General features: G+C 70.1%; 14 protein-coding genes and 1 tRNA gene. 8 read left to right on the top strand and 7 right to left on the bottom strand.

Annotation, left to right across the window (positions count from 1 at the left end; all coding sequences use genetic code 11):
- Positions 1-15: 15 nt before the first annotated feature.
- The gene (locus tag HNQ52_RS04125; RefSeq protein ID WP_183959819.1) at positions 16-495 is read right to left on the bottom strand and encodes a hypothetical protein; all 480 of its coding nucleotides are present in this window, start codon (positions 493-495) and stop codon (positions 16-18) included.
- 142 nt (positions 496-637) lie between these two features.
- On the opposite strand from HNQ52_RS04125, the gene HNQ52_RS04130 reads away from it, so the two are divergent.
- Positions 638-907 (top strand): hypothetical protein, encoded by a 270-nt coding sequence (locus tag HNQ52_RS04130; RefSeq protein WP_183959820.1) that lies wholly within the window; start codon positions 638-640, stop codon positions 905-907.
- 122 nt (positions 908-1,029) lie between these two features.
- Entirely contained in the window at positions 1,030-1,887 is an 858-nt protein-coding gene (locus HNQ52_RS04135) for a YihY/virulence factor BrkB family protein (protein ID WP_183959821.1), read from the top strand.
- A gap of 58 nt (positions 1,888-1,945) precedes the next feature.
- On the opposite strand, the gene HNQ52_RS04140 is transcribed toward HNQ52_RS04135, so the two are convergent.
- A tRNA-Phe gene (locus HNQ52_RS04140) sits at positions 1,946-2,021 on the bottom strand.
- Between the two features lie 263 nt (positions 2,022-2,284).
- On the opposite strand from HNQ52_RS04140, the gene HNQ52_RS04145 reads away from it, so the two are divergent.
- On the top strand, positions 2,285-2,713 hold the full coding sequence (locus HNQ52_RS04145; protein ID WP_183959822.1) for a DUF6491 family protein: 429 nt from the start codon (positions 2,285-2,287) through the stop codon (positions 2,711-2,713).
- Between the two features lie 18 nt (positions 2,714-2,731).
- Here the strand turns inward: HNQ52_RS04145 and HNQ52_RS04150 are convergent, their stop codons facing one another.
- The 3 genes from HNQ52_RS04150 to HNQ52_RS04160 form a co-directional block, all read right to left on the bottom strand.
- A complete protein-coding gene (locus tag HNQ52_RS04150) occupies positions 2,732-3,310 on the bottom strand; it encodes a HutD/Ves family protein (RefSeq protein ID WP_425486450.1) in 579 nt (192 codons plus the stop codon).
- Between the two features lie 2 nt (positions 3,311-3,312).
- Positions 3,313-3,777 carry an SET domain-containing protein gene (locus tag HNQ52_RS04155; RefSeq protein ID WP_183959823.1) on the bottom strand — a complete coding sequence of 155 codons (465 nt, stop codon included), beginning with the start codon at positions 3,775-3,777 and terminating at the stop codon, positions 3,313-3,315.
- 105 nt (positions 3,778-3,882) lie between these two features.
- Positions 3,883-4,197, bottom strand: a complete 315-nt coding sequence (locus HNQ52_RS04160; protein ID WP_183959824.1) for a ComEA family DNA-binding protein — start codon at positions 4,195-4,197, stop codon at positions 3,883-3,885.
- 231 nt (positions 4,198-4,428) lie between these two features.
- Here HNQ52_RS04160 and HNQ52_RS04165 point away from each other — a divergent pair, with 231 nt between their 5' ends.
- The 3 genes from HNQ52_RS04165 (at position 4,429) to HNQ52_RS04175 (ending at position 6,770) form a co-directional block, all read left to right on the top strand.
- Positions 4,429-5,916, top strand: coding sequence for a M20 family metallopeptidase (locus HNQ52_RS04165; RefSeq protein ID WP_183959825.1), 1,488 nt, complete (start codon positions 4,429-4,431; stop codon positions 5,914-5,916).
- A 168-nt stretch (positions 5,917-6,084) separates the two neighbouring features.
- Positions 6,085-6,333 carry a GlsB/YeaQ/YmgE family stress response membrane protein gene (locus HNQ52_RS04170; RefSeq protein ID WP_183959826.1) on the top strand — a complete coding sequence of 83 codons (249 nt, stop codon included), beginning with the start codon at positions 6,085-6,087 and terminating at the stop codon, positions 6,331-6,333.
- Positions 6,333-6,770, top strand: a complete 438-nt coding sequence (locus tag HNQ52_RS04175) for an META domain-containing protein (RefSeq protein ID WP_183959827.1) — start codon at positions 6,333-6,335, stop codon at positions 6,768-6,770. Before HNQ52_RS04170 ends, HNQ52_RS04175 begins: the two co-directional genes overlap by 1 nt.
- A 61-nt stretch (positions 6,771-6,831) precedes the next feature.
- Here HNQ52_RS04175 and HNQ52_RS04180 read toward each other — a convergent pair whose 3' ends face one another.
- Positions 6,832-9,051, bottom strand: a complete 2,220-nt coding sequence (locus HNQ52_RS04180) for a putative bifunctional diguanylate cyclase/phosphodiesterase (RefSeq protein WP_183959828.1) — start codon at positions 9,049-9,051, stop codon at positions 6,832-6,834.
- 168 nt (positions 9,052-9,219) lie between these two features.
- Here HNQ52_RS04180 and HNQ52_RS04185 point away from each other — a divergent pair, with 168 nt between their 5' ends.
- Entirely contained in the window at positions 9,220-9,693 is a 474-nt protein-coding gene (locus HNQ52_RS04185) for an SET domain-containing protein (protein WP_183959829.1), read from the top strand.
- Between the two features lie 21 nt (positions 9,694-9,714).
- Here the strand turns inward: HNQ52_RS04185 and HNQ52_RS04190 are convergent, their stop codons facing one another.
- Complete coding sequence (locus HNQ52_RS04190; protein ID WP_183959830.1) at positions 9,715-11,007, bottom strand: hypothetical protein; 1,293 nt, start codon at positions 11,005-11,007, stop codon at positions 9,715-9,717.
- 142 nt (positions 11,008-11,149) lie between these two features.
- On the opposite strand from HNQ52_RS04190, the gene dinB reads away from it, so the two are divergent.
- On the top strand, positions 11,150-12,217 hold the full coding sequence (dinB, locus tag HNQ52_RS04195; RefSeq protein ID WP_183959831.1) for a DNA polymerase IV: 1,068 nt from the start codon (positions 11,150-11,152) through the stop codon (positions 12,215-12,217).
- Positions 12,218-12,302: the final 85 nt, after the last annotated feature.

Here is a 12,302-nt window from a genome sequence, read left to right on the forward strand (position 1 = left end):
CATGGACAGGGACGCTCAGCGCAGCACGCCGGACAGGCCGGGCACGGGCGTGAGCTGGCTCTCGTGGATGAAATCGTCGCGGCGGCGGTCGGGCTCGCTGCTGGCGATGTCGCCGGCCAGCGCGTAGCGCACGCTGCGGCGTGCATCGAGCGCGGCGCGCACCGCTGCCGTGGCGTCCGGCGACGGCGCGAGCGTGACGACGACGATTTCCACCGACTCGGGGCCGACCGTCAGATCCGGCGTCCCGCGGATCGCACCGGCCTCGTGACCGCCGATGCGCAACGCCGCATCGATCGACGCAAAACGCTGCGACACGTTGCTGAAATTCTGCAGGCGCACGGCCAGCGACCACGTTCCATCCGGCAACACCGTCAGTTCCTGCACGCTGGCAGCCGGCGGAAACACGCGTTTACGCGGCCCGCCGCCGCCGCAGGCCGACAGCAGCAGACCGCAGAGCAGCAGACAGGACACAGACAGAACGAGACGACGCGCCATGGGCCATTCCGATGCGTATGGTCGAGCGCGGAATGATAGCCCGATTGTCGCGTGGCCCGGAGGACGCACCGCGCCGGCGGCCACTGGTACGGGATTTGCTCCATCAGGCACCGCACCGCATCCCACGCCATGGAGGACACGAATGAAGACACGGATCTCGCGACGCGGCACATGGCACGCCGGACGCTGGACGGCGCACGCCCGCTGGCGCGAGGATTCGCGGCTGCTGATCGTGGAGCGCGTGGAGGTCTGGCTGGCCGACGGGCGCCTGCTCGGGCGCGTGCGTGACTGCATCGCGCTGGCCGACATGCGCGCGATCGATCGGCTCGCGCGCCTGCACGCGGAGGCGATGCTGCGCAACTCGTCCGCCATCGTGCACGACAGCGGGGCGACCTGCTTGCAGGCTGCCTGACGGCCGCCTGCCGAGCGCGGGATTTGCTGCTCCCATGCCGGTGCGAAGCGAGGGCGCCGCGCAGCGGGACCCCGGCGCCGACGACCGCCACCTGCGCCGGAGGCTGCCGGCCGGAGACCCCCATGCCAGCACCGATCGCGACCGACCCGACACCCCGCCCGGCCCTGCGCCTGCTCGCCGACGAGGCGCGCGCCTTCTGGGACAGCGATCCGCTGACGCTGGCGGCGTCGATCGCGTTCTACACCTCGCTGTCGTTCGCACCGGTCATCGTGCTGGCACTGTGGATCCTCGGCGGCCTGAATCCGGGCCAGGAAGACGTGCTGATCGACCAGTTGCGCCTGGCGCTCGGCGCGCAGGTGGCGTCGGCCGCGCAGGTGGTGGTCGACAACGCCGACGCGTCGGTCTACGGCTTCACCACCGGCGGACTCGTCGCACTCGGCGCACTGCTGGTCTCGGCCACCACGGCGTTCGCGCAGCTGCAGGCGGCGATCAACCGCGTCTGGCATGTCGATCCGCCACCGCGCAACGCCGTCGTCGCGTGGCTGCGCAGCCGCGTGTTCTCGCTCGGCATGCTGGCCGCGATCGGCTTCCTGCTGATCGTGGCCCTGGTCCTGAGCGCGGTGCTCGCGCTCTTGCTCACGCGCGAGGGCACGGTGTGGATGGTGATCAACGAGGCGATCACGGTGCTGGTGCTGGCGGCCGCGTTCGCGGCGTTGTACCGCTTCGTGCCGGACGCAACGCCGCCGTGGCGCGGCGCGCTGTGGGGCGGCCTGGTCACGGCACTGCTGTTCGAGGCTGGAAAATGGGCGCTCGGCGCCTATCTGGGCACGACCACCTCGGCCGACGCCTACGGCGGTGCAAGCACGCTCGTGCTGTTGCTGCTGTGGTCGTACTACAGCGCCCTGATCGTGCTGCTCGGCAGCGCGTGCGCACATGCGATGCTGCGCTGGCAGCGCTGGGAACTGCACGCGCGCGGCTGATCCGCGGCCGCTGCACGGCGCGACGGGTTCGCTTTGGCTTGGGGAAAGGCACGGACGATGGTGGCCGAGGACGGAATCGAACCGCCGACACGGGGATTTTCAATCCCCTGCTCTACCAACTGAGCTACTCGGCCACGGGACCTGCTGCAATCCGGCCCGCAGCCCCGCCATGCAGCGGGGAGCCCGTTATTAAATCCGTTTCGCGGCAAGGCGTCAAGGTCGCGCCCGGTGGTCGCTCGCGGCCGGCGTGGACTCGCCGTCGATCGATGCGCTGAACAGTGCGGCAATGCGGCGCCCGTCCGGCGCGACGCGCGGGGCGCAGGCGGCGTCCTGACCGCATCCGGGCTCGACGTGCACCCGAGCGCGTCGTACCGTCGTCCCATTCCAGGAGTGCCCCATGGTCACCATGCCGATTCGAGCCATCCTCGTCGCGTCGCTGTTGTCGCTCGCCGCCTGCGCGACATCCGGTCCGGGCGGTGGACCGCGCGAGCGCGAGGCGGCGCAGCTGGAGCGATACCGCGCCTTCGCCGGCGCACCGGTCAAGGACTTCCACTTCTGGAACCTCGACCGCTGGGAGGTGCTCGGCGAGGCCGACCTGGTGGTGTGGACCAATCCCCGCGACGCCTACCTGCTGCATGTGCAGCGTCCCTGCACCGGTCTCGATTTCGCCAACACTATCGCGCTGACGTCGACACAGCAGCGCGTGCACGCGCGTTTCGATGCGGTGCTGTTCGACAATCAACGTTGCCGCATCGCCGAGATCCGTCCGGTGGACGGCCAGGCGGTGAAGGCGGCGCGCCGCGCGGAATCCGACGCCCAGCCGTAGACGCGATGCCGCGCAGGCTCAGGCGGGACGCAGGCGCGCGAGCAGCAGCTCGCCGCCGCCGTCGAGAATCAGGCGTTCGCCCCGGCCGTCGTTGTCGATGTGCAGGCTGTCGCCGAGGTCCAGCGCCTCGATGTCGGGACGATCCTTCACCCGCGCGCGGCCGGCGAGCACGTGCACCAGCCACTGCACGCCGCGCTCGGGCAGGAACACCATCGGGCCAACGAGCGGACGGTGCAGGAGTTCGGCCGCGACGCGACCGCGCCGCCAGATGAGGTTGAAGTCGTGCGTCGGGCCGTCGGCGAGCGTGCAGGTGGCCGCGTCCTCGCCGCGAAAGGCGATGGACCCGTGCGGCGGATTGAGCGCGACCTCGCGCCCGTCCTCGAAGCGCAGCCGCATGCCGTTGCCGCGCACGAGCACCAGCACGCGGTCGCAGCCCGGAAATGCGGAAAAGTCGCAGTCCGCGTCGATCTCGGCGATGGAAACGCGCCAGTCGTAGTCGTCGCGGTCCGGCACGCGCAGGATCTCCCGGGTCCAGCCCCGGTCGTTCTTCCAGCGCATGCGCCGGTAGTCGTGCGCCGGCAGCCGGGTGATGCGCACGGTCACAGCCCCTGCAGCGCGGCCAGTGCACGCGTGGAACGCGCCAGGCTTTCCTGCCAGCTCCAACCGACGATGGGCTCGCCGCTGACGCCGTCGCGGAAACTCTCTTCCTGGCCTTCGGCGAGCAGGTGCCGGTAGTCGATGGTGAGTTCGTCGCCTGCGGCAAGATCGCGCGCGGCAAACACGAATCCCAGGTGCAGCAGGCCGGTCGGTTCGAACGCGTGGTTGATGCAGCACTCGTCGGGCCATTCCGGAAACGAGGTGAAGCGGTCCTCGAACCAGCGCGCGCTGGCGGCGAGGGCCGCGTCCTGGTCGGGCAGCGCGAGCAGTTCGTCCCAGCGGTACACGCGCGGGATGGCGTCGGGCGCCACGACGATGCGGCCGCGCGCCACCGGCTCGTCGAGAAAGACGCCGCGGCCGGCGCCTGCGATGGTCGATGCGTCGATGCGATAGCGTGACAGGAACATGCGTGCGGCGGCCGGTGACGAAGCGCCGCAGTCTAGACGAGGCCGGTACGCGCGCGGCGCACAGGTTCGCGCCCGGCCTCCCGCCGGGCGCGAAGCACGCTGCGGTTACTGCGACTTTGCAGCCGCCGGCGCCGCCGCCGGGGCATCGGCGCCGATCGGCGCGATCCGGTCGCGGTTCTTCTCGAGCGTCTTGAGGCCGATCCCCTTCACTTCGGCAAGCTGGTCGACGCTCTGGAACGGGCCGTTCTCCTCGCGGTAGGCGACGATGGCCTGGGCCTTCGCGTCGCCCACGCCGTCGAGCACGGCGGCCAGCGTGGCCGCGTCGGCCGTGTTGATGTCCACCGTATCGGCCGCCATCGCCGGCAGGGCGAGGACCAGCGACAGCAGCAGCGAGCCGAGCATGATGCGCAACGTGTTCATCGGTGACTCTCCTTGTGTGTGTGTTTCCTGCCGCCCGGCCTCATGCCGGGCGGTGAACACAGTCTTCGCGTACGCAGGCCCGATGCGTCAGGGCGCATTTCGCGAAATCGCCCGCGAAAGCGCCGGCGCGCGCCTGCGAAAACCGCCCGCCGCGGTGCGAAAGCGGCGCATTCGCTGCCCGGCCGCGGGCAGGGGCGTAGAATCGGCGGTCTGACTTCACGGAGCCCCCGCATGGATACCGCCAAGACCGATCGCTTCGTCGCCGAGAAATGGGACGACGACATCGTTCCGCAGCTCGTCGAGTACATCCGCATCCCGAACAAGTCGCCGATGTTCGATGCCGACTGGGTCAAGCACGGCTACATGGACGATGCGGTCAAGCTGATGGAGCGCTGGGCGCGCGCGCAGGCGATCGACGGCATGACGGTGGAAGTGGTCCGGCTCGAAGGCCGCACGCCGCTGATCTACATCGAGGTGCCGGGCACGGACCCCGCGAGCGACGACTGCGTGCTGCTCTACGGCCACCTCGACAAGCAGCCGGAGATGACCGGCTGGTCGGACGATCTGGGCCCGTGGAAACCGGTGATCAAGGGCGACAAGCTCTACGGCCGCGGCGGCGCCGACGATGGCTACGCGATGTTCGGCTCGCTCGCGGCCATCCAGGCACTGAAGGCGCAAGGCGTGCCGCATTGCCGTTGCGTGGTGATGATCGAGGCCTGCGAGGAATCGGGCAGCTACGACCTGCCGCACTACGTCGATCACCTGGCCGCACGCATCGGCAAGCCCAGCCTGGTGGTGTGCCTGGATTCGGGCTGCGGCAACTACGACCAGCTGTGGTGCACCACCTCGCTGCGCGGGCTGGCCGGCGGCAACCTCAAGGTGAGCGTGCTGAGCGAGGGCGTGCACTCGGGCGACGCCTCGGGCGTGGTGCCCTCGAGCTTCCGCCTCCTGCGGCAGTTGCTGTCGCGGCTGGAGGACGAGGTCACCGGCAGGATCCTGGTCGAGGAGCTCTTCGTCGAGGTGCCCGAGGGCCGGCTTGCCCAGGCGCGCCGCGCCGCGCAGGTGCTCGACACTGCGATCTACGACAAATTCCCCTTCCTGCCCGGCATGACGCCGATGGCGGACGATCTCACCGAACTCGTGCTCAACCGCACCTGGCGTCCGGCGCTGTCGGTGACCGGCGTGGACGGCATGCCGCCGTTGTCCAACGCCGGCAACGTGCTGCGTCCGCACACCGCGGTGAAGCTGTCGCTGCGCCTGCCGCCCACGCTCGACGGCGACCGCGCCGGCAAGATCCTGACGAAGCTGCTGACAGAGAATCCGCCGAACGGTGCGCGTGTGGAATTCTCGGTGGAGAAATCGTCCACCGGCTGGAACGCGCCTGCAATGTCTGCGTGGCTGGAACATGCCATCGGCCATGCGTCGAAGGAATTCTTCGGCCAGGACGCGATGTTCATGGGCGAAGGCGGCACGATTCCGTTCATGGGCATGCTCGGCGAAAAATTTCCCGGCGCGCAGTTCATGATCACCGGCGTGCTCGGACCGCACTCGAACGCGCACGGGCCGAACGAATTCCTGCACATCCCCACCGGCAAGCGCGTCACCGCCGCGGTGGCGCGCGTCATTGCCGAACACTACGATGCAAGCGTCAAGGGCCTGACCCAGGGCGTGGGCGTCGCGGCCGGAGACACCCGCTTCGGCGATCACGGCTGCTGCTGAGGTTATTCGTCGCGTCTCCCGCGCAGCGCGAGACGATGCCGAGCTTTTCCCTTCTCCCGCGCAGCGGGGGAAGAGCCTGCCCCGGACCCGATCCGGGGTGCCGAAGGCGGAAGGGGGGCTCTTCCGCTTGAACAGATCTTCGTCACCACCCGAACACAGGAGCTACGCATGGGCATCATCGGCACCATCCTCATCGGCTTCGTCGTCGGCCTCGTCGCGCGTTTTCTCAAACCCGGCAAGGACGCGATGGGCTGGATCATGACCATCGTGCTCGGCATCGGCGGCTCGCTGCTCGCCACCTACGCCGGACAGGCGCTGGGCTGGTACCAGCCGGGCGAGACGGCAGGCTTCATCGGCGCGGTGGTCGGCGCGATCATCCTGCTGGTGCTCTGGGCCCTCGTGTCGAAGAAGAAGTGATGCGCGCGTCCCTCGCTCGCCTTGCGCTGCTCGCCTCGTCGCTTGCCATGACCGCCTGCGCAGCCGCACCCGAGGACGACAACACGCCACTTGCGCTTGCCGACAGCGCCTGGACGCTGGCGGGCGCGTCCGCCGGCCCGATGATGAAGGGCGGTGCGAGCGGCACGGTGACGCTCGCATTTGCCGCCGATCGGATCAGCGGTTCGGGCGGCTGCAACCGCTACCAGGCCACATACACCCTCGCCGGCAACACGCTGACGGTGGGTCCGGTCGGCGCGACCAAGATCGGTTGCCAGGACGAACGCGGCGAGATCGAACGCGGCTGGTTCTCGGTGCTCGGCGGACCGCTCACGGTGACCCGCGCGGGCGATCGGCTGGTGCTGCGCGATGCCGTCGGCGTGACCTACTCGCTGCTGCCGGCCAGCGCCGAAAAGTAGCGCGGGCAGGCTTCGCGCGCGGTTCGGCCGCGCGTGTCGCGGATGCGCGGCCGCGGGCCCGTCAGCCCACGGCCGCGCGCCGCGACGTGCCGAAGTAGCGCTCGATCGGCTCGGGCGCGGAAATCGCATACCCCTGGGCGTAGTCCACGCCCAGATCGCCCAGCCGCTGCCGCACCGATTCGCTCTCCGCGCACTCGGCGATGGTCTGCTTGCGCATCACGCGGCCGATGTCGGCGATCGAGCGCACGATTGCGTACGACAGCGTCGAGGTTGCGACATCCTTGACGAAGCTGCCGTCGATCTTGAAGAAATCGACATCCAGCGAACGCAGGTACCCGAACGAGCAGAACCCGGTGCCGAAATCGTCGAGCGCGAAGCGGCAGCCGAGCGCCCGCACCGACTGGATCAGTGCCTGCGCGCGCGCCAGGTCGCGCAGTGCGCTGGTTTCGGTCAGCTCGAAACACAGCCTGTGCGCCGGCAGCACGCTGCGCTGCAGGCGCGCCTGCAGGAACGGCAGGAAGGCCTCGTCCTCGATCGACGCGGCGGTGAGGTTGATCGCGCACAGGCTGACGTTGGCGGCGCTGTCCGGATGGCGCTCGAACCAGCGCAGCGTGCGATCGATCACGTGCCGGTCCAGTCGCACTCCGAGGCCGAAGCGCTCCGCCGCCGGCACGAACTGGCCCGGCAGCAGCAGGTCTCCCGAGTCCGGATCGCGCATGCGCAGCAGGATCTCGAAATGGCGCTGCTCGCCCGGCACCGCGCGCAGCGGCGCGATGGTCTGGCAGAACAGGCGGAAGTGGTCGTGTTCGAGCGCATTGTCGATGCGCAGCGCCCAGCGCATCGCCTCGGAGCGCTCGTGCACCTCGCCCTGACGGCCGGGCTCCAGCGCCACCACGCGGTTGCCGCCGCGCTCCTTCGCCGCAAAGCACGCGGTGTCGGCCTGTGCGAGCAGGGTGCTGAACTCCACGTCGTCGGCGCGGAACGGGACCACGCCGATGCTGACGGTGCTCGTGCTCACGTGCGCATCGGACACGAACCGGTAGGCCGCCACCGCATCGCGCAGATCGTGGGTGCGCTGCAGCGCGGACGCCACGTCGCAATGGCGCAGCAGCACCGCGAACGCGTCGCCGCCGACGCGCGCGAGTACATCGCCCGGCGCCAGGCGCGATTCGAGCACGCCGCTCACCGCGGCGATGAGACTGTCGCCGACGGCGTGCCCGAGGGTATCGTTGACGATGCGGAAGCGGTCCATGTCGATGTACGCCAGCGCCATCGGCTCGCCGGGACCGGCCTGCACGAGGCCGCGCACGTGCGCCTCGAACGCGGTGCGATTGGCCACGCCGGTGAGCGGGTCGGTGGTGGCACGGCGGATCAGCCGCGACGACGCGAGGCGGTTCTCGAAGATGGTGACCGACAGCAGCTGCGGGATCAGCGCGATGACGCACATGAACAGCGTGAGCAGTGCCGAATCGCCGAGCGTGGCCGGCGGCGTGAAGCCGGCGAGGCCCAGGCCCGCCACCGTCGCCAGCAGCATCGACATCGCGGCGTTGGCCACCGCGGTGAAGACCGGCTCGAACCGCACCGCCGACAGGATCAGCGCCGCGAGCGGCAGGCTGGTCAGCGCCAGCGCGTAGCCGTTGCCCGAATCGCCGGCCCACAGCACCACCGCCAGGCCGCCGCCGAGGCTCGCTGCCAGCAGGGTCTTTTCGCCCACGCCGCCGTAGCGGAACGAGGATTCGCCATGCAGGATGCGGGGCGCGGGCAGCGCCAGCAGCAGCATCGCCGGGGTCACGGCGATGATCCCGAACAGGTCGCCCATCAGCCAGCGCAGCGCCGCCTGCACCGCGAGGTCCGGCGCCACCATGCCCGCGTGCACCATGCCGGCGCTGCCGATCACGGCGCTGGTCACCGCCATGATCGCGCCGCCGGCCATCAGCACCCAGCCGGTGCCGAGCGACAACCGCCCCAGCGCATGCGGATGGAATCGCCGGACATATCCGGCCCCGAGCAGCCCGCCGAGCACGTTGCTCGCGATCGAATACGGCACGAACAGCCACGGCGCCGGTGCCAGCAGCAGATGCGTGAGCAGCACCGCCACCGCGGCGAACGGCCACCAGCGCAGGCCGAACACCAGCAGCGCGCCGTACGCGATGCCGGTGGACGGCCAGATCAGCGTGATGTCGTTCGGCGAATCGACGTAGAACAGCGCGACGCCCGCCGCGGCCACATAGGCCGCCACCAGCAGCAGGAAGCGGGCGGCGGCACGAATGGGGGGCGTCATAGCCTTCGAGTGTACGCCCCGATCACGCGGCCGGCGTGGCGCACGACGTCAGAATTCGCAAATCCTGGTGACGGATGCGGCGACGCGTTCGTGCACCCGCCACGCGCCACGACGCGGCCCGGCCCTGCTACAGTTTTGCGTCGCCCGCCAGCCCGCGCCCGGAACCGCATGCCCCGCAAGATCGTTCGCCGCAACTCCGCCATCCACGGCAATGGCGTGTTTGCCGTCGCCGCCCTCCCCGCCGGCGCACGCGTGGTCGAATACCGCGGCAAGCGCATCACGCACGCACAGGCGGACCGCAAGTACGACGGCACGCTCGATTCGGGCCACACCTTCCTCTTCACGCTCAACGACAAATACATCGTCGACGCGAACGAGGGCGGCAACATCGCGCGCTGGCTCAACCACAGCTGCGATCCGAACTGCGAATCCGAAGTGGTGGTCGATCGCAACGGCGACGAGAAGAAGGATCGCGTGTTCATCAAGACCCTGCGCGCGATCGCGCCGGGCGAGGAACTTACCTACGATTACGGCATCGTGCTGGAGGTGCCGCACACGCGGCGGCTCAAGCAGCTGTGGGCGTGCCGCTGCGGCGCCGCCGAGTGCACCGGCACGATGCTCAAGGACAAGCGCCGGGTGTGAGCGCGCGCTGCGGCGCGGGCATCACTTGCGTCCGAACGGCCACTTCAGACGCGACAGGGCCGACGCCGGGGCCTTTTCCGGCTCCGGCGCCGCGCGCGGCGGGCGCGGCGACCATTCCAGGCGGCCGATGCTGTCGTAGGCGTTGACCACGTCGAACACGTCCACCATCGAGGCGCCGCTCATGCGCGCGATCTCGTGCAGGCGCGTCGGCACCTTCATCGCGGCCGTGATCGGCCCGTGCCGGTAGAAGTCCGGATCCAGCAGCAGCGGCTCGCGCACGAGGTAGGTGCCGCCGGGATCCAGGCGCGAGTGCAGCGTGCCGCCCGAACGCAGCAGCGCGGTCAGCCAGCGCAGCTCGTCGTAACCGCGCGCAGGTTCGGTGAGGCGCACGCGGGCGAGTTCGACACCGGCCACGCCGGCAACGCGATCGGCCGGAATGCCGTGTTCGACGTACGGCGCCAGTTCGCCCAGCTGGCCCGCGGCGTGGAACTGCCGGCGCAGCGGATCAAGCGTGATCGCCGGCGCCTCGTCCAGACGCAGCTGCACGGGGCTGGCCACGGCGTCTTCCTGCAGGAAATCGAGCAGCGGACGCGGCGCATCGTCCTTGAGCCTGCGCGCCGCGGTGCCGCCGACGGCGGCACCGGACGGACGCGGGATCGGGTCGGCATCGACGGTCGACACGCCCACCAGGCTCGCGGCCATGCGCTCGCGTGCATCGTCGCGGCGATGGTCGCTGCGCGCCGTGCGCCCTTCGGTTTCGTCCACCTGCGTATCGTCCCCGACGAGGGGACCCAGTTCCACCGGCTCGGCGAGCGGATCGCCGTACAGCATGTGGTCGAGATCCTGCACCGGCGCCTCGCGCACCACCGGTGCGCTCGCAGCGGCCGGTTCGGCTGCGTCCCAGACGTCGGCGTCGCTGCGACCGGTGGGGATGGTCTCCTCGATCTGCCGCGTGTAGAAATCGTCGCCGAACGATTGCACCGGCGCCGCCGCCGTGCTCGACGCTCCGGCGGCGTTGAACACCGCCACGATCTGGTCGAGCTTCAACGGCCGCCGCAGGACCATGCCCTGCACCACCAGGGCATCGGGCTCGGCCAGCACGGCGAACGGAATGCCGCCGGCCTGACAGCGCGTCTGGGTGGCATCGGCGGCAAGGCTGCCGGGTTCGACCACGATGAAATCCGCCTCGTGCTCGCCACCCCAGGTCCAGTCGTGTTGCAGCCGCGTCCCGCCCATGCGCAGCAGCAGGCGCAAATGCGCGATGGTTTCTTCGGTCGCACCGACGACGGCGAGGAACTTGGGGGGCTTGGTCAAGGCGTTTTTCCGGGAGCAGACGGCCTGATGCACGAATTCGTCATGGACATCCTGCCATTTGCCGATGAAAGTCGCACCCCGAGGTTGCCTCGTGTGGCACCCGGGCGCGCGAGAATAACGGAACGGCGTCGATCCAAGGCACATGCGCAAGATTGTTCACATCGACATGGACGCGTTCTACGCCTCGGTCGAGCAGCGCGACGACCCCGCGCTGCGCGGCCGCCCCGTGGTGGTGGCGTGGAAAGGCCGGCGTTCGGTGGTGTGCGCGGCCTCGTACGAAGCCCGCACCTTCGGCGTGCGTTCTGCAATGCCGGCGCTGACGGCGGAACGGCTCTGCCCGGATGCGGTGTTCGTGCCGCCGGATTTCCCGCGGTATCGCGAGGTGACGCGCCAGCTGCACGCGATCTTCCGCCGCCACACCGCGCTGATCGAGCCGTTGTCGCTGGACGAGGCCTACCTCGACGTCACCCGCGACCTGAGCGGCCTTGCCACGGCCACCGCGTCGGCCAGCGCCATCCGCAGCGCGATCCGCGAGGAAACACGGCTCACCGCGTCGGCCGGCATCGCGCCGAACAAGTTCCTCGCCAAGATCGCGTCGGACTGGCGCAAGCCCGACGGCCAGTTCGTGATCCGGCCGCACCAGGTCGACGCGTTTCTCGCACCGCTGCCGGTGGGCCGGCTGCCGGGAGTGGGCAAGGTCACGCAGGCGCGACTCGCCGCGCTCGGCATCGCCAGCGTCGGCGATCTGCGCGGCGTCGACGCACGCGTGCTGCAGCAGGCGTTCGGCAGCTACGGGCAGCGCCTGCACGAACTGTCGCGCGGCATCGACGAACGCCGCGTGGTCTCCGAGCGCCCGACGCAATCGATCTCGTCCGAGGACACCTTCGCGGTCGACCTGCCGCTGGCCGGGCTCGACGAGGCGATCGCGCAGCTGGCCGCAAAGACCTGGGCCGCGGCGCAGAAGGAAACCGAACGCGTCGGCCGCACCGTGGTGCTCAAGCTCAAGACGCGCGAGTTCCGCATCCTCACCCGCAGCCTGACGCCGCCGCAGCCGCTGGCGAACCTCGACCAGTTCACCCGTGTGGCGCTGGACCTGCGCGCGCGCGTCGCGCTGCCGGACAGCACGCGTTATCGCCTCGTCGGTGTCGGCCTCGGCAACTTCACCGCGCGCGACGGGCTCGCACATGCAGGGGACCTGTTCGGACCCTGATCCGGCCCCGCCACCGTCGAAGGTTCCGCCACGCTGCCTGCGTGCGCGAACGCACCCGGCGCCGTGCCTGCCGCCCGCGCCCGCC

Source organism: Chiayiivirga flava (genome assembly GCF_014202825.1).
Lineage (GTDB): Bacteria > Pseudomonadota > Gammaproteobacteria > Xanthomonadales > Xanthomonadaceae > Chiayiivirga > Chiayiivirga flava.